The sequence below is a fragment of the Streptomyces sp. NPDC021562 genome (genome assembly GCF_040640875.1).
GTDB lineage: Bacteria > Actinomycetota > Actinomycetes > Streptomycetales > Streptomycetaceae > Streptomyces.
This window is the reverse complement of the sequence record NZ_JBFACN010000021.1, coordinates 48,163-72,228: the sequence shown is the minus strand read 5'-3', so window position 1 is coordinate 72,228 and position 24,066 is coordinate 48,163. Positions and strand designations below refer to the sequence as shown.

The 24,066-nt window shown below is 72.1% G+C and carries 23 protein-coding genes; 15 read left to right on the top strand and 8 right to left on the bottom strand.

All coding sequences use genetic code 11. The features are described 5' to 3' along the window. Nucleotides 1–12: 12 nt before the first annotated feature. The 3 genes from AB0G52_RS29175 (at nucleotide 13) to AB0G52_RS29165 (ending at nucleotide 2,664) form a co-directional block, all read left to right on the top strand. Entirely contained in the window at nucleotides 13–585 is a 573-nt protein-coding gene (locus AB0G52_RS29175; protein WP_132887791.1) for an XRE family transcriptional regulator, read from the top strand. 32 nt (nucleotides 586–617) lie between these two features. Further along, complete coding sequence (locus AB0G52_RS29170; protein WP_361340178.1) at nucleotides 618–1,172, top strand: YbaK/EbsC family protein; 555 nt, start codon at nucleotides 618–620, stop codon at nucleotides 1,170–1,172. 94 nt (nucleotides 1,173–1,266) lie between these two features. Beyond that, nucleotides 1,267–2,664 carry an MFS transporter gene (locus AB0G52_RS29165; protein WP_361340175.1) on the top strand — a complete coding sequence of 466 codons (1,398 nt, stop codon included), beginning with the start codon at nucleotides 1,267–1,269 and terminating at the stop codon, nucleotides 2,662–2,664. On the opposite strand, the gene AB0G52_RS29160 is transcribed toward AB0G52_RS29165, so the two are convergent. Then, entirely contained in the window at nucleotides 2,661–3,890 is a 1,230-nt protein-coding gene (locus AB0G52_RS29160) for a cation diffusion facilitator family transporter (protein ID WP_361340172.1), read from the bottom strand. The two genes, AB0G52_RS29165 and AB0G52_RS29160, sit on opposite strands and share 4 nt — an antisense overlap. Nucleotides 3,891–3,953: 63 nt before the next feature. Between AB0G52_RS29160 and AB0G52_RS29155 the strand changes: the two genes are divergently transcribed. Then, nucleotides 3,954–4,331, top strand: a complete 378-nt coding sequence (locus tag AB0G52_RS29155; protein ID WP_132887795.1) for a metalloregulator ArsR/SmtB family transcription factor — start codon at nucleotides 3,954–3,956, stop codon at nucleotides 4,329–4,331. Here AB0G52_RS29155 and AB0G52_RS29150 read toward each other — a convergent pair. The 3 genes from AB0G52_RS29150 to AB0G52_RS29140 all read right to left on the bottom strand — a co-directional run bounded on the left by AB0G52_RS29150 (nucleotide 4,325) and on the right by AB0G52_RS29140 (nucleotide 7,876). Beyond that, the gene (locus AB0G52_RS29150) at nucleotides 4,325–5,533 is read right to left on the bottom strand and encodes a 4-hydroxybenzoate 3-monooxygenase (RefSeq protein ID WP_361340169.1); all 1,209 of its coding nucleotides are present in this window, start codon (nucleotides 5,531–5,533) and stop codon (nucleotides 4,325–4,327) included. The two genes, AB0G52_RS29155 and AB0G52_RS29150, sit on opposite strands and share 7 nt — an antisense overlap. A gap of 74 nt (nucleotides 5,534–5,607) precedes the next feature. After that, the gene (locus tag AB0G52_RS29145; RefSeq protein ID WP_132887797.1) at nucleotides 5,608–7,245 is read right to left on the bottom strand and encodes an APC family permease; all 1,638 of its coding nucleotides are present in this window, start codon (nucleotides 7,243–7,245) and stop codon (nucleotides 5,608–5,610) included. A gap of 217 nt (nucleotides 7,246–7,462) precedes the next feature. Beyond that, nucleotides 7,463–7,876, bottom strand: coding sequence for a CoA-binding protein (locus AB0G52_RS29140; RefSeq protein ID WP_132887798.1), 414 nt, complete (start codon nucleotides 7,874–7,876; stop codon nucleotides 7,463–7,465). A 183-nt stretch (nucleotides 7,877–8,059) separates the two neighbouring features. Here AB0G52_RS29140 and AB0G52_RS29135 point away from each other — a divergent pair, with 183 nt between their 5' ends. Genes AB0G52_RS29135 through AB0G52_RS29125 form a run of 3 tightly spaced genes read left to right on the top strand, consistent with a single transcriptional unit; the run spans nucleotide 8,060 to nucleotide 9,981 of the window. Further along, complete coding sequence (locus AB0G52_RS29135) at nucleotides 8,060–8,791, top strand: hypothetical protein (RefSeq protein ID WP_207921657.1); 732 nt, start codon at nucleotides 8,060–8,062, stop codon at nucleotides 8,789–8,791. Then, nucleotides 8,788–9,330: a histidine phosphatase family protein gene (locus AB0G52_RS29130; protein ID WP_132887800.1), complete on the top strand. Its 543-nt coding sequence runs from the start codon at nucleotides 8,788–8,790 to the stop codon at nucleotides 9,328–9,330. Before AB0G52_RS29135 ends, AB0G52_RS29130 begins: the two co-directional genes overlap by 4 nt. Before the next feature lie 24 nt (nucleotides 9,331–9,354). After that, complete coding sequence (locus AB0G52_RS29125; protein WP_132887801.1) at nucleotides 9,355–9,981, top strand: YigZ family protein; 627 nt, start codon at nucleotides 9,355–9,357, stop codon at nucleotides 9,979–9,981. Nucleotides 9,982–9,991: 10 nt separating this feature from the next. Here AB0G52_RS29125 and AB0G52_RS29120 read toward each other — a convergent pair whose 3' ends face one another. Then, nucleotides 9,992–11,395, bottom strand: a complete 1,404-nt coding sequence (locus AB0G52_RS29120) for an amino acid permease (protein ID WP_132887802.1) — start codon at nucleotides 11,393–11,395, stop codon at nucleotides 9,992–9,994. Between the two features lie 150 nt (nucleotides 11,396–11,545). Between AB0G52_RS29120 and AB0G52_RS29115 the strand changes: the two genes are divergently transcribed. Then, nucleotides 11,546–12,238 (top strand): FCD domain-containing protein, encoded by a 693-nt coding sequence (locus tag AB0G52_RS29115; protein WP_132887803.1) that lies wholly within the window; start codon nucleotides 11,546–11,548, stop codon nucleotides 12,236–12,238. 62 nt (nucleotides 12,239–12,300) lie between these two features. Beyond that, complete coding sequence (locus AB0G52_RS29110) at nucleotides 12,301–13,773, top strand: APC family permease (protein ID WP_132887804.1); 1,473 nt, start codon at nucleotides 12,301–12,303, stop codon at nucleotides 13,771–13,773. Nucleotides 13,774–13,789: 16 nt separating this feature from the next. Here the strand turns inward: AB0G52_RS29110 and AB0G52_RS29105 are convergent, their stop codons facing one another. Together AB0G52_RS29105 and AB0G52_RS29100 are read right to left on the bottom strand one after the other, a co-directional pair. Beyond that, nucleotides 13,790–14,017: a DUF5133 domain-containing protein gene (locus AB0G52_RS29105; RefSeq protein ID WP_132887805.1), complete on the bottom strand. Its 228-nt coding sequence runs from the start codon at nucleotides 14,015–14,017 to the stop codon at nucleotides 13,790–13,792. A 166-nt stretch (nucleotides 14,018–14,183) separates the two neighbouring features. Then, nucleotides 14,184–14,639, bottom strand: a complete 456-nt coding sequence (locus tag AB0G52_RS29100) for an ATP-binding protein (protein WP_361340161.1) — start codon at nucleotides 14,637–14,639, stop codon at nucleotides 14,184–14,186. 202 nt (nucleotides 14,640–14,841) lie between these two features. On the opposite strand from AB0G52_RS29100, the gene AB0G52_RS29095 reads away from it, so the two are divergent. The 6 genes from AB0G52_RS29095 to AB0G52_RS29070 all read left to right on the top strand — a co-directional run bounded on the left by AB0G52_RS29095 (nucleotide 14,842) and on the right by AB0G52_RS29070 (nucleotide 23,477). After that, a complete protein-coding gene (locus tag AB0G52_RS29095) occupies nucleotides 14,842–15,207 on the top strand; it encodes an STAS domain-containing protein (RefSeq protein ID WP_361340158.1) in 366 nt (121 codons plus the stop codon). Between the two features lie 268 nt (nucleotides 15,208–15,475). Next, nucleotides 15,476–19,762 (top strand): HAMP domain-containing protein, encoded by a 4,287-nt coding sequence (locus AB0G52_RS29090; protein ID WP_132887808.1) that lies wholly within the window; start codon nucleotides 15,476–15,478, stop codon nucleotides 19,760–19,762. 173 nt (nucleotides 19,763–19,935) lie between these two features. After that, on the top strand, nucleotides 19,936–22,314 hold the full coding sequence (locus AB0G52_RS29085) for a SpoIIE family protein phosphatase (RefSeq protein WP_361340318.1): 2,379 nt from the start codon (nucleotides 19,936–19,938) through the stop codon (nucleotides 22,312–22,314). A 66-nt stretch (nucleotides 22,315–22,380) separates the two neighbouring features. Further along, nucleotides 22,381–22,737: a PRC-barrel domain-containing protein gene (locus AB0G52_RS29080; RefSeq protein ID WP_361340155.1), complete on the top strand. Its 357-nt coding sequence runs from the start codon at nucleotides 22,381–22,383 to the stop codon at nucleotides 22,735–22,737. A gap of 25 nt (nucleotides 22,738–22,762) precedes the next feature. Beyond that, complete coding sequence (locus AB0G52_RS29075; protein ID WP_165939287.1) at nucleotides 22,763–22,936, top strand: hypothetical protein; 174 nt, start codon at nucleotides 22,763–22,765, stop codon at nucleotides 22,934–22,936. Nucleotides 22,937–23,036: 100 nt separating this feature from the next. After that, nucleotides 23,037–23,477 carry a universal stress protein gene (locus AB0G52_RS29070; protein WP_132887811.1) on the top strand — a complete coding sequence of 147 codons (441 nt, stop codon included), beginning with the start codon at nucleotides 23,037–23,039 and terminating at the stop codon, nucleotides 23,475–23,477. A gap of 22 nt (nucleotides 23,478–23,499) precedes the next feature. Here AB0G52_RS29070 and AB0G52_RS29065 read toward each other — a convergent pair whose 3' ends face one another. Beyond that, the gene (locus AB0G52_RS29065) at nucleotides 23,500–23,964 is read right to left on the bottom strand and encodes a cyclic nucleotide-binding domain-containing protein (protein ID WP_132887812.1); all 465 of its coding nucleotides are present in this window, start codon (nucleotides 23,962–23,964) and stop codon (nucleotides 23,500–23,502) included. Between the last annotated feature and the right edge of the window lie 102 nt (nucleotides 23,965–24,066).

Below are 24,066 nucleotides of genomic sequence, written 5' to 3'. Positions count from 1 at the left end.
GATGGACGGAACGTGTCGGACCTCGACCTGCTGACCCAGTCCCTGGCCCGTAACGTCAAGCACTGGCGTGCCGTGCGCGGGTTCACCCTGGACGTGCTCGCGGCCCGGGCCGGGGTCAGCCGCGGCATGCTGATCCAGATCGAGCAGGCCCGCACCAATCCGAGCATCGGCACGGTCGTCAAGATCGGCGACGCGCTCGGCGTCAGCATCACCACCCTGCTCGACTACGAGCAGGGCCCGAAGGTCCAGATCGTCCCCCCGGAGAAGGCGGTACGGCTGTGGCACACCGAGGCCGGCAGCTTCAACCGCCTGCTCGCCGGCACCGAGGCGCCCGGCCCGCTGGAGATGTGGGACTGGTACCTGATGCCGGGGGAGAGCAGCCTGTCCGAACCGCACCCGAGCGGCACCGTGGAGATCGTCCATGTCACCGCCGGGGAGCTGACCCTCACCGTGGACGGGGTCGACTACCGGGTGCCGACGGGCGCGAGCGCCTCCTTCGAGGCGAACGCGGCCCATGTGTACGGCAACACCGGGGACGTCCCGGTGGAGATGGTCATGACGGTGTCCGTGCCGCCGGTGCCCTGAGCCGGCCGGCGGCGGGCTGTCAGCGTGCCGGCATGCGCGCACCCATCGGAGACTTCGACACCGCCGCCCCCGCTCCCGACTGCCTCGACGAGCTGATCGCCCCGGTCGCCGACGCCGTACGCCACTGGTCCGGGGCCGTTCCGGCGGAGCAGATCGTCTACGTCGAGACCGACCCGCGGTGGGCGGACACCGCCGTCTTCGTCGAGCACTACGGGCGGGACCTGCTGGAGCGGTCGGCCAACTGCGTGGTCGTGGCGGGCAAGCGCGGCGGTGCGGCCACGTTGGCGGCCTGCCTGGTCCTGTCCACCACCAAGGTCGACGTCAACGGGGTCGTGCGCCGCCAACTGGGCGCACGCAAGGCGTCCTTCGCGTCGACGGACACCGCGACCGGGGAGACCGGCATGGAGTACGGGGGCATCACCCCGATCGGACTCCCAGCGACCTGGCCGCTGTTGGTGGATCCGGCGGTCGTCGACCTCCCGTGGGTGCTGGTCGGCAGCGGCCGCCGCCGCGGCAAACTCCTGGTCCCCGGCAAGGCGTTCGCGCACCTGCCCGGCGCGGTCGTCCTGGAAGGGCTCGGCACCTGAGGCGCGCGCGGCGGCGCACCCACACGTCCTGATGCGGTATGCCCCTTATGGTGGCTTTCGGTGTGCTGGCTCGGTGACGGGACGGAGTGGAGCCGTGGCGTGCGCGGAGACTGAGGCGTCCCGGGGGCGGCGGGCCTGGGTGCCGTTGCTGGCGGTGTGCGCCGGGTACTTCATGGTGATCCTGGACGTGACGGCGCTCAACGTCGCCGTGCCGGTGATCGGCCGGCAACTGTCCGCCTCGCTCACCGGCATCCAGTGGATCACCGACGGGTACACCCTCGTCTTCGCCGGGTTCCTGCTCACCGGCGGCGCGCTGGGCGACCGGCTGGGCAACCGCCGGGTCTTCTGCTCGGGCGTCGCGGTCTTCGCACTGTCCTCGGCTGCCTGCGCACTCGCGGCGAGCGCCCCACTCCTGGTCGCGGCCCGACTCGTGGAGGGGCTGGGTGCGGCGCTCATCGTGCCCGGCTCGCTGGCCCTGCTCCAGCAGGCCTACCCGGAGCCGGCCGCGCGCTCCCGGGCCTTCGGCCTGTGGGGTTCGATGGCGGGCGTCGCGGCCGCCGCCGGTCCGCTGCTGGGCGGCCTGCTCGTCGCCACGCTGGGCTGGCGCTGGGTCTTCCTCGTCAACCTGCCGGTCGGCGCGGCCTGCCTGCTGCTGACGCTGCGCCATGTGGCCCGCTCGCCCCGGCGCGCCGCCCGCCCCCTGGACTGGCCTGCCCAGTGCGCGGTGGTGGCCACGGCGGCCCTGCTGACCGCCGCCCTCAACGAGGTCGGTCGGCGCGGCTGGTCGGATCCCGCCGTCCTCACCATGGCGGCCCTGGCCGCGCTGGCCGCCGCGGGGTTCGCGGTGCGCGAGCGGCTGGCCCGCGCGCCCGTCCTGCCGCCGAGCCTGCTGCGCTCCCGCGCGATGGGCGGTGGCGCCGTCATCGGTCTGCTGTTCAACTTCGGCTTCTACGGCATGGTGTTCACCGCCAGCCTGGAGTTCCAGCACCAGCGCGGCTTCAGCGCCCTCGGCACCGGGCTCGCGCTGTTCCCGGCGGTCGCGATGACCATGTTCGCCTCCGTCCTGTCCGGACGGCTGGCACGCCGCACCGGCCATCGTCCGCTGGTGGTCTCCGGCATGCTCCTCGCCGCCCTGGGGCTGGCCGGCTGGGCCGCGGCGGGACCGGACCCCGCCTATCCGCTGCTGGTGGCCCCGATGATGGCCGCGGGGTTCGGTACCTCCTTCGCCCTCACCGGGACGACCGCCACCGTGATGGGCGCGGCGCCCGCGGGGTATTCGGGCGCGGCCTCCGCCCTGTTCAACACCACCCGCCAGATCGGCAGCGCCACCGGCGTCGCGCTCGGCGGCAGCCTGCTCGCCACGGCCGCCGACTACGGCACCGGCCTGCGGACCAGCATGGCGGTGGGGGCACTCGCCTACCTGGCCGCCGCAGGCCTCGCCTGCCTGTGCGTGCCGCCCCTGCCGAGACATGCCCGGCAGGAGCGGGCCTAGGGCGACACGGAGTGGTGCGCCAGTGCCCGGTGCGGGTCCGCCTCGCCGGGACCCGGAGCCGGATCCGCGTGCACCAGGGCCGCCGTCAGCCTCGGTACGGCGTGCAGCAGCGCATGCTCCGCCTCGACGGCGATCGCGTGCGCCTGCCGTACGGTCGCCTCACCGTCGACCACCACCGCGACCTCGGCGCGCAGCCGGTGCCCGATCCACCGCAGCCGCAGCTCACCCACCCCACGCACCCCCGGCACCCCGCGCAGCGCCCGCTCGGCCCGGTCCACCAGCACCGGGTCCACGGCGTCCATGACCCGCCGGAACACCTCGCGCGCCGCGTCCCGCAGCACCAGCGCGATCGCGGCGGTGATCGCCAACCCGACGAGCGGGTCCGCGAGCTGCCAGCCCATCGCCGAACCGGCGGCGCCCAGCAGCACGGCCAGCGAGGTGAAACCGTCGGTACGCGCGTGCAGCCCGTCGGCGACCAGCGCGGCCGAGCCGATGTCCCGGCCCACCCGGATCCGGTACCGGGCCACCCATTCGTTCCCGGCGAATCCCACCAGCGCGGCCACCGCGACGGCCGGCAGATGGGCCACGGGGCGCGGATCCAGCAGCCGTTCGGCCGCCGTCCAGGCGGCGAAGGCGGCCGACGCGGTGATCGTCAGCACGATCGCGAGGCCCGCGAGATCCTCCGCCCGCCCGTAGCCGTAGGTGAAACGACGGTTCGCCGCGCGCCGCCCGAGCACGAAGGCGATCCCCAGCGGTACGGCGGTCAGCGCGTCGGCCGCGTTGTGCACGGTGTCTCCGAGCAGCGCGACCGAGCCGGAGGCGACCACGACGGCCGCCTGGACGAGCGCCGTCGCGCCGAGCACGGCCAGCGACACCCACAGCGCCCGCATGCCCCGCGCCGAGGACTCCAGTGCCGGGTCGAGCTTGTCGGCCGTCTCGTGGGAGTGGGGGGTGAGCAGGTGCGCGAGACGGTGCCGCAGGCCACGGGGGGAGGGGTGCGAGTGGCCATGCCCCGGCTCAAGGCCATGGGTGTGGGTGTCCGCGGCGGCGTGATCATGGACATGGCCGGCATGTCGGCGCCGGCGATCACCGCCGTGCCGGTCGGCCGGCGGAGGGGCGTCGTCGTGCGTGTGCCGGTCGGCCGCGGGGACGGTGTGGTCGTGGCGGTGCCGGTCGTCCGCGGATGCGTGCGGGTGCGCGTGCTCGTGTTCGTGCCGGTCGCTCATGCGGCTCCCCTCTCCGGTGGGCGGGGCGTGGACAGACCGTGCCCTCGGCGCCATTATGTGCGTATGAGCGCACGCACGCACCTATCACCTGCGCATCATGCGCATCCGCGCAGCCCCGGCGAGGAGCAGTTCGCGCTCGCCGCCGAACTCCTCGCCCTGCTCGGCGACCGCACCCGGCTCACCCTGCTGCACGCGCTGACCGCGGGGGAGGCGGACGTCACCACGCTCACCGAGGTGTGCGGCGCCGCCCGGCCCGCCGTCAGCCAGCATCTGGCCCGACTGCGGCTCGCCGGTCTGGTGGGTACGCGCAAGGAGGGACGGCGGGTGGTGTACTCGCTGCGCCACGGCCATCTGCGCCGGCTGGTCGACGAGGCGCTGAAGGTGGCCGACCACCGGCTCACCGAGACCGCCGCCGAGGACCGCCCGCAAGGGGCTCAGTAGGCGGCGGCCGAACCGAGGTACTGCTCCGCGAAGGACGTCGCCGCCGTGCGGGAGGTGAACAGCCTGCGCAGCCGGGCCAGCGTGGTCCCGGCCAGGAAGGGATCGCCGGAGGCGGTGCCGTGGTAGATGCCGGACAGGAACCCGGAGAACTCCTGGTAGTCCCAGACCCGGCGCAGGCAGGCGTGGGAGTAGCCGTCCAGGCCGGTGTCGTCGCCCTTCACGACGTGCGCGACGAGCGCGTCGGCCAGCAGGAAGGCGTCGTGCAGGGCGAGGTTCAGGCCCTTGGCCGCGATCGGCGCGGTCAGGTGCCCGGCGTCGCCTGCCAGGAAGAGCCTCCCGAAGACCAGGGGTTCGACCACGTAGTCGTGCATGTCCAGCACGCGCTTCTCCAGCAGCCGCCCCTCGCTGAGCGGCGGCGCCCCGGCCGCGCCGAGCCGTTGGCGCAGTTCGTGCCAGACCCGGTCGTGGGACCAGTTCTCCGGGTCGTCGCCCGGTGGGCACTGGAGGTAGTAGCGGGTCATCTCGGGACTGCGGGCCATGTGACCGGCGAAACCGTTCGGATGGACGCCGAACAGCACGCAGTCCGAGGACGGCGGGGCCTCCGCGAGCAGCGCCAGCCACCCGACGCCGTAGTCCCGGCGCGAGACCAGCACCCGTCCGTCGGGTATCGCGTCCCGGGTCACCCCCCGCGCCCCGTCGCAGCCGGCGACGAACTCGCAGCGCAGCAGGTGCCGCCGCCCGGTGTCCGGGTCGGTGTACGAGACGGCGGGGCGGTCCGTCTCCAGGTCGTGCAACCGGACGTCCCGCACCCCGAACCTGACGTCCCCGCCGCGCACGTCGGCGTACTCCCGCACCAGGTCGGTCACGAGCAACGGCTGCGGGTAGACGTAGTGGTGGTGACCCGTCAGCTCGGCGTAGTCGAAACGGAACCGCTCGTCGGCGAAGCGGAACTCGCAGACGTCGTGGACCTGCGCGCGGGCGGACAGGGCGTCGGCCAGTCCGTGCTCCCGCAGGCCGCGCACCACCTGCTCCTCGATGACCCCGGCCCTCGGCCGGGTCTCGACGAACTGCCTGCTCTCGGCCTCCAGGACCACGCAGTCGACGCCGGCGGCCCGCAGGATGTTCCCGACGGTCAGCCCGGCGGGTCCGGCGCCCACGACGACGACCGTACGGTGTTCCTCTGACGGGGAGTTGGGATTCACCCCGGCATTATGACGGGGTCCCGTCGGCCACGGCAGTGCCACCGTGGCCGACGGGACGCAAGGGGTGTGCCGGGTCAGTGCGCCGGGGCGTCGGTGACCACGACCTCGTCGATGCTGCGCTCGATGTCCTCCGTCGTGGAGGCGGTCGCCTTCGCCCAGTAGTAGACGACGACCGAGAAGGCGGCGATCACCAGGATGTCCCACCACAGGGCGATGTGTCCCTGGCCGCCGAAACTGCCCTGCCAGGAGATCAGACCCATGCCGACCAGGTAGACCGGCAGCCACTGGGCGGCCTTGAAGTCCAGCCTGGGCGCGTCCGGCAGGTTCTTGTTGACCGCGTAGAGCGCGTAGCCGCCGAGCAGCAGGTAGCCGAGGACGATCGCGATGCCGAGCCGCCACAGGGTGCCCCAGCCCGACCAGTAGATGATCAGGTTGGCGACCACGAACGACACCGGGGAGATCACCTTTCCGAAGGGCAGCCGGTACGGACGCTCCAGGTGCGGCAGCTTGTCGGTGAAGACGCCGTACGCCAGCGGCGCACCGGCGTACATCAGCACGCTCGCGGAGGTGATGAAGCCGACCAGCTGCTGCCAGCTCGGGAACGGCAGGAAGCAGATCACACCGGTCACGAAGGACATGATCAGACCGAACCACGGCACGCCCCGGGCGTCGGTCCTGCTGAAGAGCTTCGGCGCGTAGCCGTTCTTCGCCAGGCCGTAGGAGACGCGCGAGGTGGCGGTGGTGTAGATCAGGCCGGTGCCGCCGGGGGAGATGATCGCGTCGAGGTAGAGGACCCACGCCAGCCAGCCGAGGCCCACCAGGCTGGCGAGTCCGGCCCACGGGCCGCTGATGCCCTTGTAGGCCAGGTTGGCCCAGCCGTGCGCGAAGCTGGCGTGCGGCAGCGCGGCGATGAACACGACCTGGAGCAGGACGTAGATGACGGCGCCGATCGCGACCGAGCCGAGCGTGGCGCGCGGCAGGTCCTTCTTCGGGTTGCGGCTCTCCCCGGCCAGCTGGATGGCCTGCTCGAAGCCCAGCAGCGCGAAGATGATGCCGCTGGTGCTGATCGCGGCGAGGACACCCTTGGCGCCGAAGGGAGCGAAGCCCTCGGAGTGGAAGTTGGACGGGTGGAAGTTGCCGACCGCGATGATGAAGATCGCGGCCAGCGGCACGGCGATCTTCCACCAGGTTGCGGCGCTGTTGGTGTGCGCGAGCACCCGCACGCCGAGGAAGTTCACTCCCACGAACAGGGCCATCAGCACGACCGCCACCAGCAGACCGGTGTGGGTCAGGGTCCCGTTGGCGTGCTGCAGGTGCTGTGCCCACTTCCAGTGGCCGGCGTAACCGATCATGGCTTCGACCTCGATCGGGGCCACGGTCGCGGCCTGCAGCCAGGAGAACCAGCCGAAGGACATGCCGGCCAGCCCGCCGAAGGCGTAGTGCGGGTAGCGGGCCGTACCGCCCGCCACCGGGAACATGCCGCCGAGTTCGGCGTGCACCAGGGCCAGCAGTACGATCGCGATGGCGCCGATCACCCACGAGATGATCGCCGCGGGGCCTGCCTCCACGACGGCTTTCTGTGCGCCGTAGAGCCAGCCGGATCCGATGATCGAGCCCACCGAGGCCCACATCAGGCCGATCAGGCCGACGTCCCGCCTCAGCCCGCCCGAAGGCCGGGTGTCCTCCGTCGCGGGTTTCTCGACACTCACCATGTCAAGTGGCCTCTCAGTTTCTGAACGCAGATTTAACGAGCAAGAGGGCACAACTTAAGGGCGAGTTCCGGAACGACAGAAGAGCCTTGTCGAAGATTTGACCCTCGATCTTGTCTGTCTTGGCCAAAGCTTTTGCGCAGGTGAGCGAGGGTCGCGGAATGTCCGTATTCAGCTGCGGATTGTGAGAAGAGGGTAAGACAGAAAGCTCAGATCAAGCTCAAATCCCGCTCAGCCGCGGAATTTCGATGGCCGGGCAGCGGTCCATGACCATGTCCAGCCCGGCGGCCCGCACCCGCCCGTACGCGGCCTCGTCCACCACTCCCAGCTGGAACCAGACCGCCTTCGCGCCCTTCGCCACCGCCTCGTCCGCCACCGCACCGGCCAGCTCGCTGTTGACGAAGACGTCCACCACGTCGACGCCGAAGGGGATCTCCGCGAGCGACGCGTAGCCCCGCTCGCCGTGCACCGTCTCCGCCTTCGGGTGGACCGGCACGATCCGCTTGCCGAACCGCTGCAGCACCTGCGCCACCCCGTACGCCGCCCGCCCCCGGTTGGACGACAGGCCGACCACCGCCCAGGTGTCACCCGTACCGGTCAGGATCCTGGTGACCGTCTCTGCGTCGCCGTACACCGGCTGCCTCCTCTGCTCGGGGACCGTCTGCCGTGGCCAACCCCCTGCGGCCGACCGTGATTCCCCGGCGCGGGGCGGTCCAAGTGACACGGTGGGCGTCGCATGTCCCGTATGTCCCGCCACGGTGACCGGAATCGTGGCAAGGTGACTGCGTACGGCCCTCCGCACGCCTACGCTCAGCCCGTGCTGCGCATTCTCGACGCCAAGACCGGTGAGACCGTCCCCGCCGCCCCCGCCCGACGTGCCCTGACCCGGGTCGAGGCCCATGTCCGCGGGCGCGACCTGACCGGGCTGCGGGTCCTGCTCACCACCGACCTCCTGCTGCGCGCCCTGGAGCTCGGCGGCACCCCGGTCCTGCCGCTGCTCACCGCCGACCGTCACCAGGCGGAACTGCACGCCGCCGCCACCGCCCTCGGTATCCGCCCCTTCGAGGACGGCCGCGACCTCGCCTCCGGACTCGGCGAGGCCCAGGTCGTCCACGTGACGGCGCGGGACGCGCCCGTGCCCGGCACCGGGGTGACCGTGGCGGTCGCCCCCGCCGACGGACCGGACGCCGACGCCCTGAACGGGCTCGCCGACCCCGCCGCGCTCCGGCTCGCCCTGCTCGACGCCCCGCGCCGCACGGCCGTCCACCTCGCCGCCGGCGCCCTCGACGAGGCCGGACGGCGGCTCGGACGGTTGCGGCAGTCGGTCGCCGGATGGGCGCGCAGCCCCTCCCGGCCGGTGCCCGAGAAGGTGCGGGGGCGGCTGCGGGACGCCTGGGAGGACGACCTCGACGTACCCGGCGTCCTCGGTGTGCTGCGCTGGATGGAGAGCCAGGCCGAGATCCCGGACGGCGCCCGCTTCGAGACCTGTGCCTACGCCGACCGGCTGCTCGCCCTCGACCTCACCCGCGACCTCGGGAGGCCGGCGTGACCGCCCGGGCGGGCGCGGGCCCGCTGCGCCGCCTGGTCGTCCTGCGGCACGCCAAGTCGTCCTGGCCCGAGGGCGTCCCCGACGAGCTGCGCCCGCTCGCGGCCCGCGGCCGCCGGGACGCGCCCGCGGCCGGCCGGGCCCTCGCCGCGTCCGACTGCCTGCCCGACCTCGCGATCTGCTCGACCGCGGTGCGTACCCGGCAGACCTGGGAGCTGGCGGCCGGGCAGTGGGGCACACCGCCGCCGGTCCGCTACGACGGCCGGGTCTACGCGGCCGACGTGCCCGAGCTGCTGGAGGTCGTGCGCGAGGCGCCGCCCGAGGTGGAGACGCTGCTGCTGGTCGGGCACAACCCGGGGCTCGAGGAACTGGTCCTGGAACTGGCGGGGGGCGGCCTGGACGACACCCTGGACCAGGTCCGCGCGAAGTTCCCGACGTCGGCCATCGCGGTCCTCGCCTGGCACGGGACGAAGTGGACGGAGCTGGGCCCGGGAGCCGCGCTGCTGACGGAGGTGACGGTGGCCCGGGGGAGAAAGGCCTGACCCGTGGCCGCATAGGCTGGGCGGATGCAGGACCAGTACCGCACAGTCGCCCGCGCGGGCGTGCACGAGACCGAGGTCAACCGTTCCCGTTTCCTGTGCGCCCTCGCCCCGGCGGCCGACGAGCGGGAGGCCCAGGACTTCGTCGCGGCGATCCGCAAGGAGCACGCCGACGCCAGCCACAACTGCTGGGCGTACGTCATCGGCGCCGACGCCTCCGTCCAGAAGGCCAGCGACGACGGCGAACCCGGCGGCACCGCCGGGGTCCCCATGCTCCAGATGCTGCTGCGCCGCGAGATGCGCTACGTCGTCGCCGTCGTCACCCGGTACTACGGCGGCGTCAAGCTCGGCGCGGGCGGCCTCATCCGTGCCTACGGCGGGGCGGTCGGCGAGGCCCTCGACGAACTCGGCACGCTCACCCGCCGCCGCTTCCGGCTGGCCACGGTGACCGTCGACCACCAGCGCGCCGGCAAGGTCCAGAACGACCTGCGGGCCACCGGCCGCGAGGTCCGCGACGTGCGCTACGGCGAGGCGGTGACCATCGAGATCGGCCTCCCCGACGCCGACGTGGACGCCTTCCGCGGCTGGCTCGCCGACGCCACGGCGGGCACGGCGAGCCTGGAGCTCGGCGGGGAGGCCTACGGCGACGCCTGACGGCGTCCGGTCACCGTGTCCGGGCGGTGACGCGCTGCCGGACCAGGGCGAAGACCACGACGCCCACCGCCACCAGGGTGGACAGGACCACCTGGTCGCGGCCACCGCCCGCGCTCGTGTCGGTGAGCATGTAGCCCAGCACGAAGGTGATCAGGGCGATGGTGGCCCACGTCAGGTACGGGTAGAGCCACATCCGCACGACGAGCTTCTCCGGCTCCTCGGCCTGGATGATCTTCCGCAGGCGCAGCTGGGAGAAGCAGATGACCAGCCAGACGAACAGGGCGATCGCGCCGGAGGAGTTCAGCAGGAACTGGAAGACGGTGTCCGGCCAGAGGTAGTTGAAGGCGACGGCGACGAAGCCGAAGACCACCGAGGCCAGGATGGCGCTGCGCGGGACCCCGCGGTCGGTGGTGCGGGCGAAGGCCGCCGGGGCGTCGTTGCGGCCGCCGAGCGAGAACGCCATCCGGGAGGCGGTGTACAGACCGGAGTTCAGACAGGACAGCACCGAGGTCAGCACGATCGCGTTCATGATCTGCGCGGCGTGCGGGATGCCGATCGAGCTGAGCGCGGCGACGTACGAGCCGTTCTTGAGGATCGCCGGGTCGTCCCAGCGCAGCAGCGACACCACGATCAGGATCGAACCGAGGTAGAAGACGGCGATACGCCAGATGACGCTGTTGGTGGCCTTGGCGACCGCACCGCGCGGGTCGGCCGACTCGCCGGCCGCGAGGGTGACGATCTCACTGCCCATGAACGAGAAGACCACCATCAGGACACCGGTGAGGATCGCGCCGGGGCCGTGCGGCAGGAAGCCGCCGTGCGCGGTCAGGTTCGAGAACCCCGAGGCCGGGTGGTCGGAGCCGGGCAGCAGCCCGAACAGGGCCAGACCGCCGACGACGATGAACGCGGCGATGGCCACGACCTTGATGCCCGCGAACCAGAACTCGAACTCGCCGTACGAGCTGACCGAGGCGAGGTTGCTGGCCGTCAGCACGAGCATCACGATCAGCGCCCAGCCCCACTGCGGGACCGCCGGGATCCACCCGGCGAGGATCTTCGCCCCGGCGGTCGCCTCGACGGCGAGCACGACGACCCAGAAGAACCAGTACAGCCAGCCGATGGTGAAACCGGCCCAGCGCCCGAGGGCCCGGTCGGCGTAGGCGGAGAACGAGCCGGAGGTGGGGTTGGCGGCGGCCATCTCGCCCAGCATGCGCATCACGAGCACGACGAGGACGCCGACCAGCGCGTACGAGATGAGGATGCCGGGGCCGGCGGCGGCGATGCCGGACCCCGAGCCGACGAACAGGCCGGCGCCGATCACCCCGCCGATGGCGATCATCGACAGGTGGCGGTTCTTGAGCCCGGCCTTCAGACCGGGCTCGGTGGGCGGGCTTGCGGGGAGGGTTGTGGTCATCTCGACATCCATGGGGGAGTGCGGACCAGAGCGGTCACGAAAATTAGTTCACGACGATCTAAAAAAACAGTCTTGTTTAAATGTTCACCTTGCTCTATTTTTCGCTTCAGCGTTGGGCTGCGTCCGCAAGGTCGCCGTTAGGGTGGCGTCGTGGTGAATACAGGGGGCAAGTTCGGCCCCTACAGCGGGCCGGGCCCCGTACGGCCCGGAGCGGAGCTGGTCCGCTCCCGGATCGCCCTGCGGGTGCGCCTCAAGTCCGAGGCGCCGGGGGACCGGCTGCCGGACGCCGGAGTCCTCGCCGAGGAGCTCGGCATAGGTGAGATCACCGTGCGCCGCGCCCTGGAGGGCATGTGCCAGGACGGCCTCCTGGACCGGCGCAGGGGCAGGTCCGGCGGCACCTTCGTGGCCCGGGAGTGGGACTCCGTCGCCGCCGTCCTGCACGATCCCGCGGAGGGGGCCGCACTGGACGCCTTCCACCTGCTGCTGGAGTGCGGCCTGGTCTCCCACGCCGCCGGGGAGATCCCGGACGGCGGCCTGGACGGGCTGCGCGCCCTCGTCGAGGAGATGGACCGCGCCGACGCACCGGACCGGCTGCCCGAACTGGAGGCCCGCTTCCACCTCGAACTGGCGCAGACGCTCGGCGGCCCCGGGATCCGTGAGTTCGCCGCCGACCTGCTCGGCCGGCAGTGCCTCCTGCTGCCCGCGCCGGAACCCGAGGTGGTACGAGCACGCAACCGCCATCACGCCGACCTCCTGAAGGAGCTCGCCCGCGGCGACATGGCCCTCGCGGTGGCCGCGGTCAAGGCGCACCCCCACGCCGGCCCACGCTCCGGGGCCGCCTGACCCCGGCCGCCCCCGCTCACCCCCGCAACCGCTCGAAGACCGTCCCCGAAGGAGCTGGCGTCATGCCCGATCCCGCATCCGCCGCCGGGTCCCCGCCGGCCTCGGGCCCACCGGGCCGCCCCGCCCCGCAGCGACTGCGCGGCGGCGTCCTCGGCATGGCCGACATCGCGGCCGCCACCATGGCCAACGTGGGCCCGGCCATGAGCTTCTTCTTCGGCTTCGCCTTCCTGGCCACGACCGCGGGCGTCGCCTCGCCGCTGACCATCGTCGCCGCCGGGGTCGCCGTGGCCCTGCTCGGCAACACCCTCGCCGAGTTCTCCCGGGCCCACCCCTCGGCAGGCAGTTTCATCACGTTCGTCGGCCGGACCTTCGGTCCGGTCAGCGCCGTGACCACCGCCCTGCTCGCGGGCCTCGGCTACATCGTCGCGATGGCGTCCGTCATCGCGATCTCCGGTGGCTTCGTGCAGATCACCCTGCACCACTACACGGGCCTCGACCTCCCCTGGATCATCTGGACGCTGCTGCTGACCGGGGCGGCCGTGCTGCTGATGCTGCGCGGGGTCGTGGTCTCCACGAAGTGGGCCGGCTACTTCTTCGCGGTGGAGATGCTCGTCCTCGCCGTCGTCTCCGCCGCCGCGATCGCCGGACACCACGGTGCCCTGTCCGCCGCCCCGTTCCTGCCCGGCCACATCACCAACGGCCTCAGGGGCCTGGCCGCGGGCTTCCCGATCGCGGTGTTCCTCTTCGTCGGCTGGGAGAACTCCGCGGCGCTCGCGGAGGAGACCGAGAACCCGCGCCGCAACGTCGGCCGCGCGGTGTTCTCCTCCGTCGCCATCATGACCGTCAGCTACATCCTGTTCGCCTACGCCACCGTCACCGGCTTCGGCTACGACGTGCGGCGGCTCGGCGCGTCGCCCATCCCCTTCATCGACGTCGCCCAGGACACCCTCGGCGTGCTGGCCGCCCTCGCCTACGTCGGCGGCCTCACCTCCACGCTCGGGGTCCTGATCGCCGGCATCAACTCCCAGGCCCGGCTGATCTTCAACGCCGGCCGGGAGGGCCTGCTGCCGTCCTTCTTCGGCTACGTCCACCCGACCCGCCGTACGCCGAACAACGCGATCATCACCTTCACCGTCACCGCGCTGCTGATCATCGGCGGCTGGGGCCTCGGCCACGTCCTGGGCGGCGGTCCGATGAATCCCGTGGTCTTCTTCACCGAGGCCTCCAGCCTGGGCGCCATCCTCATCCTGCTGGTCTACCTGGCCTCGAACATCGCCCTGCCGCTGTACTACCGCCGGTACCGCCCCCAGGAGTTCCGCGTCCTGCGGCACCTCGTCCTGCCCGCGGCCGGCACCCTGGCCATCCTCGTGCCCCTCTACTACCTGGCGAAGCCCGGGCAGCCGGCCCCGTACAGCTGGTTCCCGTACGTGGCCCTGGCCGCCCTGCTCGCCGCCGTCGGCTACGCCACGCTCCTGGTCCGCCGCGAACCGCACCTCGCCGAACGCGTCGGCTCGGTCGTCGCCGACGTGGAGTGAGCGAGGGGCGTTCCGGTCAGGCCGAGAGCAGGGAGTCGTCCTCCGTGCGGGCACCGGGGAGCCGGTGCCGGGCGGCGATGAGAGCGGCGTCGATGTCCTTGGTGCCGGTCGCCACGCAGAGCGTGTAGGCGACGTCGGCCATCCGGGAGCGCACCTCCTCGGACCCGTCGTCCGCGTTCAGGACCCGCAGCGTCTCGTACTGCTCGACCAGGTTCATCAGCACGGCGGGGTGGGCCATGAGCATCGCAAGCCTCCTGCGTCATCACGCTTCACATGGGTCGTACAGCGCCCCGTGTGCCCCGGCTTCCGCCGCTCATGCCCCTCGTCCGGGCCGGTGTCCCCGGCGCGGGGAAGAGCGGCCCGGACGCGGTGGCGCGGGGAAGAGCGGCCCGGACGCGGTGGAACGACCGTCAGCCGTCCCCGCCGGCACCGGAGGGGCCGAGTCCCGGCAGCACGTCGTCGAAGAGCGCGAGCCGGGCGGTGACCCGTTTGCCCACGGGCTCCCGGTGCGCCTCGAAGCCCTGCACCACCGCCAGCACGATCTCCAGACCGTGCTGGCCGACCCGCCCGGCGTCCGCCGCCCTGGCCAGCGGAAGCGTCGGATCGCTGTCCCACACCTCGATCTCCACCGCGCCCCCGGCGATGCCCAGCCGCAGCAGCACCGGCCCGGGCGCGTACTTGAGCGCGTTGGTGACCAGCTCGCTGACCACCAGTTGCGCCAGGTCCATGGTCCGGGCCGTCACCGGAAGTCCGTGCACGGACTGGGCCCGCGTCAGGAACTCCGACGTCCGGTGGCGGGCGCCGGCGATACAGCCGTCCGCCCCGTCCAGTGCGAAGGTGACGTCGTCAGGTGCGGCTTCCGGCATCCGGGAACACTCCTCGGGCGGGACAGGCTCCCTGCCGACGATCTGCAATACCCCGTTCATGGGCGCGCGTTTACCCGGTGATGGCCTGTACTACTCCCGGGTCGGCAAGAAAACAGCGCCGTCCCGTGCATCACGTTCCGCTTCCCGGGGCAGCGTTGGCTACGGAGAATCCCAGCCCGGTCCGAGAATGCGCAGGTCGCAGGTGACAGACAACGAGGAAGCAAAGAGCCGGGGACGGCTGGCCGTGACCCGTGCCGACGCCGACGGCATCACCGTTCTCACCCTCCGCGGGGAGGTCGACTACGAGAGCGCCGGCGCCCTGTCCCGGGCCACGCCGCCGGCCGACCCCACGGCCGCGGCGCGGATAGTCGTCGATCTGAGCGGGGTCACGTTCATGGACTCCAGCGGCATCAACGCCCTGGTCGCCGCCTATCAGACGACCCGGGCCGCTCAGGGGTGGCTGCGCATCGCGGGGGCCCGGGGGCCTGCGCTGCGCATCGTGCAGATGGTGGGGCTCGACGCCCTCGTCACCTGCCACCCGACCGTCGAGGACGCCATGGCCGCGTGACGGCCCCCAGCCCAAAAACCATTCGAGTACCCCGCTCCGGCGCGCTCATGCCGCCCTCGCCACCCCTGATTTTCGGCCGTTCGGGAAGGCCGCTTTCGCGGGCTCGCGGGCTTTGGCCGCGGGCAGTTCCGTGCGTTAATCTGCGACCGATTTCCCATCTGCCGGACCCGTCGAACACGGAATTCCCGCTGGTGGGTGGGGCTTGCGGCCCTGGTGTGGTTCCGAGTCCTCGGGGTGGGGACTCCTGGGGAGTGGAACGAGGGTGTGCATGAGCGGCACGAAGGTGGGCGCCCAGGTGCAGGGGCCGGGTGAGCAGGAGCTACGGCAACTGCTGGCCGGGCTGACGGCCGTGCGCGACGGGGACTTCGGCACCCGGCTGCCTGCCGACGGACCGGGGCTGCTCGGCGACATCGCCACGGTCTTCAACGGCATGGTGGACCAGTTGTCCCTCTTCACGTCGGAAGTGACCCGCGTGGCCCGCGAGGTGGGCACCGAGGGCACCCTGGGCGGTCAGGCGGAGGTGCCGGGTGTCTCCGGCACCTGGGCCGACCTCACCGACTCGGTCAACGCCATGGCGGGCAACCTGACCACGCAGGTCCGTGACATCGCCCAGGTGGCGACCGCGGTGGCCAAGGGCGATCTGTCACAGAAGATCGACGTGCCCGCGCGCGGGGAGATCCTGCAGCTGAAGGAGACCGTCAACACGATGGTCGACCAGCTGTCCGCGTTCGCCGACGAGGTGACCCGCGTGGCCCGCGAGGTCGGCAGCGAGGGACGCCTCGGCGGCCAGGCGCAGGTGCCCGGCGTCGGCGGCGTCTGGCGCGACCTGACCGATTCGGTCAATTTCATGGCCGGAAACCTCACCTCCCAGGTCCGCAACATCGCTCAGGTGACGACCGCGGTGGCGCAGGGCGACCTGTCGCAGAAGATCACCGTGGACGCCCGCGGCGAGATCCTGGAGCTGAAGAACACCATCAACACGATGGTCGACCAGCTGTCCGCGTTCGCCGACGAGGTCACCCGGGTCGCCCGCGAGGTCGGCACCGAAGGACGCCTCGGCGGACAGGCGGACGTCAAGGGCGTCAAGGGCACCTGGCGCGATCTGACGGACTCCGTGAACTTCATGGGCGGCAACCTCACCGGGCAGGTCCGCTCCATCGCCCAGGTCGCCACCGCGGTGGCCCAGGGCGACCTCTCCCAGAAGATCACCGTGGACGCCCGCGGCGAGATCCTGGAACTCAAGGACACCATCAACACGATGGTCGACCAGCTGTCCGCGTTCGCCGACGAGGTCACCCGCGTCGCCCGCGAGGTCGGCACCGAGGGGAACCTCGGCGGCCAGGCGATCGTGCGGGGCGTGTCGGGGACCTGGAAGGACCTCACGGACAACGTCAACGTGATGGCGTCCAACCTGACCGGGCAGGTCCGCTCCATCGCCCAGGTCGCCACGGCCGTGGCGCGCGGCGACCTCTCGCAGAAGATCACCGTGGAGGCCAAGGGCGAGGTCGCCGCCCTGGCGGACGTCATCAACACCATGGTCGACACGCTGTCCGCGTTCGCCGACGAGGTCACCCGCGTCGCACGCGAGGTCGGCACCGAAGGCCGCCTCGGCGGCCAGGCCCACGTGCCGAACGTGGCCGGCACCTGGAAGGACCTCACGGACAACGTCAACTCCATGGCGAACAACCTCACCGGGCAGGTCCGCAACATCGCCCTGGTGACGACAGCCGTGGCCAACGGCGACCTGTCGAAGAAGATCGACGTCGACGCCCGCGGCGAGATCCTCGAACTGAAGACCACCATCAACACGATGGTCGACCAGCTGTCGTCCTTCGCCGCCGAGGTCACCCGCGTCGCCCGCGAGGTCGGCAGCGAGGGCCGGCTCGGCGGGCAGGCCGAGGTGGAGGGCGTCGAGGGCACCTGGAAGCGGCTGACGGAGAACGTCAACGAACTGGCCGGGAACCTCACCCGGCAGGTCCGCGCGATCGCCGAGGTCGCCAGCGCCGTCGCCGAGGGCGACCTGACCCGCTCGATCACGGTGGAGGCCTCCGGCGAGGTCGCCGAACTCAAGGACAACATCAACTCCATGGTGGGGTCGCTGCGCGAGACCACCCGGGCCAACCAGGAACAGGACTGGCTCAAGACCAACCTCGCCCGCATCTCCGGCCTCATGCAGGGCCACCGCGACCTGCCGGTCGTGGCCGAGCTGATCATGGACGAGCTGGCGCCCCTGGCGGCGGCCCAGTACGGCGCGTTCTACCTCGCGGAGGACACCCCGCGCGGTCACGAACTGCGGCTGGTGGGGTCGTACGGCTACCCGGACGACGCGGACCGGCCCACCCGCATCCCCGTCGGACGCTCCCTCGTCGGACAGGTCGCGCGCAACCGGCGGCCCATCACCGTGGAGGACCTGCCCGAGGGCTACGTGACCATCTCCTCCGGTCTCGGACAGGCGGTGCCCAGGGCCCTGATGGTGCTGCCCATCGTGGTCGAGGAGCAGGTCCTCGGGGTCATCGAACTGGCCTCGCTGACCGGCTTCACCCAGATCCACCAGGACTTCCTGACCCAGTTGATGCCGACCATCGGCGTCAACCTCAACACCATCGTGGCCAACGCCCGCACCGACGAGCTCCTGGAGGAGTCCCAGCGGCTGACCTCCGAACTCCAGGCCAGGTCGGAGGAGTTGCAGGTCCAGCAGGACGAACTCCAGCGCTCCAACGCCGAACTGGAGGAGAAGGCCTCCCTGCTGGCCTCGCAGAACCGCGACATCGAGGCGAAGAACCTCCAGATCGAGCAGGCCAGGCAGGAACTGGAGACCCGGGCGCAGCAGCTGGCGCTGGCCTCCAAGTACAAGTCGGAGTTCCTGGCCAACATGAGCCACGAACTGCGCACCCCGCTCAACAGCCTGCTGATCCTGGCCCAGTTGCTGGCGCAGAACCCCTCGCGCAACCTCACCCCGAAGCAGGTCGAGTACGCGGGCATCATCCACTCGGCGGGCTCCGACCTGCTCCAGCTGATCAACGACATCCTCGACCTGTCCAAGGTGGAGGCGGGCAAGATGGACGTCGCCCCCGAACGGGTGCCGCTGCGCCAGCTCCTGGAGTACGTCGAGGCCACCTTCCGGCCGATGACCACCCAGAAGAGTCTGGAGTTCACGGTGGCCACCGCCGCGGGGACTCCGGCCGACCTGCTCACCGACGACTCCCGGCTGCGGCAGATCCTGCGCAACCTGCTGTCGAACGCCGTCAAGTTCACCGAGGAGGGCGGCGTCCAGCTGCTCATCGAACCGGCCGCCGACCGGGAGGTGCCGCCGGAGGTGCTGCGCGGCGGTCCTGTGGTGGCCTTCCGGGTCGTCGACACCGGTATCGGCATCCCGCACCAGCAACTGGAGACCATCTTCGGCGCGTTCCAGCAGGCCGACGGGACCACCAGCCGCAAGTACGGGGGGACCGGACTGGGCCTGTCCATCACGCGGGAGATCGCCCATCTGCTCGGCGGCGCCGTCACGGTCGACAGCACCCCCGGACAGGGCAGCACCTTCACCCTGTATTTGCCGGTCGCCCGCGCGGACTTCGAGGAACTGCTGGAGAACGGCGGCCGGCCGGGGGAGCACCAGCACGCCCCCGTCGGCGAGGTCACCGCCGGGGACGCCGACGCGCCCCTCGAACTGACGGAGGCCGTCCCGGCCGCCGGACAGCACCGCAGGCGGCGGCTGCTGGTGATAGAGGAGCGCCCGCGCGGGCTGCTCACCCTGGTCGCCGAACGGGCCGTCAGTGACCTGGCCCAGGAACCCGGTGACCCGCACGGGGCGATCGACCTCATCACCGCCGTCGGTGCCCAGGAGGCGGCGAGCACGCTGGCGGCCGAGCCCTGCCACTGCGTCGTCCTGGAACTGGGCATGCCCGGCAAGGAGGGCGCGGACTTCCTGGAGGCCATGCGCGGCGACTCCGCGCTGGCCAGCGTGCCCGTCCTGGTGCACACGGGGCACCGGATGGAGCTGGCGCAGGAGCAGGCGCTGCGGGCCCTCGCCGGGGGGCGGCCGCTGGACTTCCTGTCCAGCCTCGACGAGCTGCGCGAGCGCATCACCCTGCACCTGTCCGCCGAACAGCCCGGGGACGTGCTGTCCCTGGTCCGTACGGAGGAGCCGCACCGGCCGGCCGCGCAGGTCGTCGACGACGCCTTCCGCGGCCGGACGGTCCTGGTGGTCGACGACGACGCGCGCAACCTCTTCGCCCTCAGCGGGGTGCTGGAACTGCACGGGTTCCAGGTCCTGCACGCCGACAACGGCCGCAAGGGCATCGAGATGCTGCTCGCCCACCCCGACGTCTGCCTGGTCCTGATGGACGTGATGATGCCGGAGATGGACGGGTACGCCGCGACCGCGGAGATCCGGGCCATGTCCCAGTACGCGGAGCTGCCCATCATCGCGGTCACCGCGAAGGCGATGCCGGGCGACCAGGAGAAGAGCCTCGCGTCCGGCGCCAACGACTACGTCACCAAACCCGTCGACACGGGCGACCTCATCGCCCGCGTGCGACGCTGGCTGTCGCAGTGAGCGAGCGCGGCCGGCGTGACGTCCAGCGGAGGAACAGGAACACCGTGAGCGATCTCCGTCAGCCCCCCGAACCCCTTGCCTCCGGCGCCTCGGCCGGCGACCACGCCACGACGGAAACCCCCGACCCGGCGGACGGCCGGACTCCGGTGGGCGGTGCGGCGTCCGTCGCCGTCGTGCAGCAGGGCGACGGGCCCGGCGGAGAGGAGGACGGGGAGGGGGAGCGGTCCCCCGTCGGGCGGCTCGCGGCGACCGTCGAGCGGTTGCGGCGTGAGGTGCGGGCCGCGCATGCCGAGGCCGACGGGCGTGCGCTGATCGAGATGGCCAAGGGCATTCTCGTGGAACGGCTGGGCTGCGGCCCGGCGCAGGCGGCCCGGCAGCTGGCCGAGCTCGCCGGGCAGGCGGGGGTGACCCCGCTGGAGTTCGCGGTCGACGTCATCAACCAGGCCGCACGGGACCGGTTCTCGGAGGTCGCCGCCGAATTCCTCACGGTCACCGCGGCCCGCACCGACACCTCCGGTTCAACGAGCGTACGGCTGCGGGCCGCCGAGAGCGGTGCGCTGGCCGCCGACGACACCCAGGCCGTGGCCGACGCCCTGCTGGAACACGCGCTGGTCCCGCTGGGCGCGGAGGCCGTGGCGATCTGGGCCCTGGGCACCGACGGCTCGCTCACCCTGGCCGGGAACGCCGGCTTCTCCGCCGCCGAGGCGGGACGCTGGCGGCACGTGCCCCCGGGCGTCGCGACCGTGGCCCGCCGGGGCCTCGCCGAACGCGGCGGCCACTGGATCCACAGCCTCGCCGAGACCGGCCTGCCCTCCATCGGCCAGCACCACCATCCCGAGGGCGGCCGGGTCGCCGTACCGGCCGGGACCGGCGGCCGCATCCACGGCGTCCTGGAGATCGCCTGGCCCACCCCCCTCGACACCCCCTCTCCGCCGATCGTCCGGCAGGTCGAGGCGCTGGCCGAGCTGTGCGCGCACACCCTGGAGACCTACACTCCCCGCACCTTCGACGGCGACTCCGTCGCGCGGGCGATGCCGGCCGTCACCGAGCTGATCGACCTCGCCGAAGGACTCCACGACCCGGCCCTGGTCCTGGTGCCGCACCTGGACGCCGACGGGAACCTCGTCGACTTCCGCATCCACCACGTCAACAGCCGTTTCCTGGACCCCGCCGGCCGGCCCCGGAGCGTCATCAACGACGCCCTGCTCCTGGAGGCGTACCCGATGGTCGCCGGCCACAGCGAACTCTTCGACCGGATCGAGCGCGTCTTCGCCACCGGCGAGCCCTACCGCGCCCGCCGCATGCGCCTCACCGCCCTGGTCGACGACGTCCCGCTGGCCGCGGTGGCCGACTTCAACATCAGCCGGCACGGCGGCAGCGTGCTGCTCATCTGGCGCATCGAGGACGAGACCGCCCGCCTGGCCAGCCTGCTCAAGCACGCCCAGCGGCTGGGCCGCATCGGCGGCTTCGAGGAGAACGTCCTCACCGGCGAGATCACCTGGAACGGCCAGCTCTACGACCTCTACGGCCGGCCCGCCTCCGCACCCCCCGTGCCGCTGGAGGACCTGGCCGCCCACGCCCACCCCGACGACGCCGTCACCATCGGCCGTTTCCTGCGCACCCTGCTGCACCACCACCGGCCGGCGTCCACCGCGTTCCGTCTGCAGCGACCCGACGGGGTCACCCGCCACATCCGGGTGGTGGCCGAACCGGTCCTCGACTCCGGCGGCCAGCTGTACGGCGTACGCGGCGCCTACCAGGACATCTCCGCACACCACTGGACCGAGGTCGCCCTCGCCGCCACCCGCGACCGGCTCGCCCACACCGAGCAGCAGGCCAGCGAACGCAACCGGCTCACCCTCCAGCTCCAGCACGCCATCATGCCGCCCGCGCAGGCCCCGCTGGCGGTCCCCGGCCTGGACCTGGCGGTGCGCTACCGGCCCGCGGAGACCCAGAACCTGGTCGGCGGCGACTGGTACGACGCGGTCGTACTGCCGTCCGGGCTGGTGCTGCTGTGCGTGGGCGACGTGGCGGGACACGGCATCGAGGCGGCCACCAGCATGGTCGTCCTGCGCAACGCGCTGCGCGGGCTCGCCGTGACCGGCGCGGGCCCGGGGCAGCTGCTGACCTGGCTGAACATGGTGACCCACCACATGACCGGCTCCGTCACCGCCACCGCCGTGTGCGGTCTGTACGACCCCGACCACCACACCCTGCGCTGGGCCCGCGCGGGCCATCTGCCGCCGGTCCTGGTACGCGGCTCCGAGGCGGAAGCGCTGCCGCTCGTCCAGGGCCTGCTGCTGGGCGCCGTGCCCGAGGCCGCCTACCAGGAGCACGAGGTGCAGCTCGCCGTCGACGACACCCTGCTGATGTACACGGACGGCCTGATCGAGCGCCGGGACCGGTCCGTCGAGGAGTCCCTGGCGCAGCTGCTCACCGCCGCCCGCACGGTTCCCCGGTCCCTGGAGCAGCGGCTGGACCGCCTGCTGACCCACAGCAGGTCCGACACCGACGACGACACCTGCATCGTCGGCATCCGCGTGGTGCCCTGACCCGGGCGCCCCGCGCCGTGCGTCAACCCCGCCTTCAGGGGGTACCCGCACAGCCGGAGGTGGGCGATGTTCGAAGCAGACGACATCCGCGAGTGGCGCGGCCATGACGTGGTCGACCCGGGCGGTCACAAAATCGGTGTCCTGGAGGCGGTCTACGTCGACACGGCGACCGACCTGCCCCTCTACGCCACCGTCACGGTCGGGCTGCCGACCCGCCGTCGGCTGGTGTTCGTCCCCCTTGTGAAGGCGACCGTCGGTCCGGGCTACCTGAAGGTGGCCTACGACAGGGGTGTGGTCAAGAAGGCCCCTGCGATCGACACGGACGGCGAGCTCCTGGCCGTCCAGGAACCCGCGGTCTTCTCGCACTACGACCTCGACTACACCCCCGGCGCCGGCGGTGAGCGCCGGCTCGCCCGGCGCTGACCGGGCCCAAGCGGCAGGAGAGCCGATGACCCTGTTTCTGCTCCTGATACTCGTGGCCCTGGTCCTGGGCATCGTCGGGTTCGCCGCCCACGGACTGTTCTACCTGTTCGTCATCGGCGCCGTCGTCCTGGCCGTCGACCTCCTCTACGGCGGGCTCCGCCTGCGGCACGGCGGCCGGCACCACCGCATCGTCCGCTGACCCTGCCGGAGGCGCATCTCTGGCGGCGCGGCGCGGTATCGCGCAGCGTGGTGTGAAGGGGCCGCTGGGCGGCGCCCGCGCCGTGGGAGAGGTGGGACCGATGGACAGGGAAGTCGCCGTGCCCAGAGTCGTGGTCGGTGTCGACGGGTCGTCGTCCTCGTACGGAGCCCTGCGCTGGGCGGTCCGGTACGCCGGCCTGGTCGGCGGCACCGTGGAGGCGGTGTCCGTGTGGGAGCTCCCGGGGCTGTACGGCTGGTCGGGGCCCGCGGTGGACATGGACGTGGACCAGGAGGAGGCCCGGGACCGGATGCGGCAGGAGCTGACGGAGGTCCTCGGCGAGGAAGCGCGGTCCGTCACGACCCGTCTGGTGCACGGCAACGCCGCCGACGTGCTGGTGCGGGCCTCCGCGGGGGCCGAGGTGCTGGTCGTCGGCAGCCGTGGCCGGGGCGGGTTCGCCCGGGCGCTGCTCGGTTCCGTCAGCATGCAGGTGACGCAGCACGCCGACTGCCCGGTGGTGGTGGTGCGCTCCCAGGACACGTGAGCCGGCGCCTCGCCCTCCCGGGTCAGACGCTCGTACCCGCGCCGTACGGGGCGTACAGGTTCAGGAGCCGGGTACGGGCCGCGCTCAGGCGGTGGCCGACCACCTGCCCCACCCACTGGCTGACGGCGGCGCCCAGCTCCGCGTCCTCCTGGCACAGGGTGAGCACCGTCGTGGCGTCGAACTCGTACGCCCGGACCGGCGTGGTGGCCTCGGCCCCCAGGTGCCACACATGGGGCGCGAACAGCCAGGACCATCCGACCAGTTCGCCCGGCCCCAGACTCTCGATGACGGCCGCCCGCCGACCGGGCACCCGCATGTCCAGTTCGACCCGGCCGGTCCGCACGATCCAGAACCGGTCGGCGTGGCCGCCCTCCTCGAAGAGCCTGGCCCCCTGGGCGAAGGAGACCTCCCGGGCGAAGTGCATCAGCCGTTGCCGCTGACCGGCGGGCAGGGCGCGCGGCAGGCTGAGGGTCGGCGGGGCGTTCATGGCGGGCCTCCTGGGAACGCGTGCGAACTCCTGACTGCTGCTGCCAGCGTGCGGGTCCGGCCGCGGCCCCGCCATGGGCCGAGCGGTCCCCGTGACCGGGAC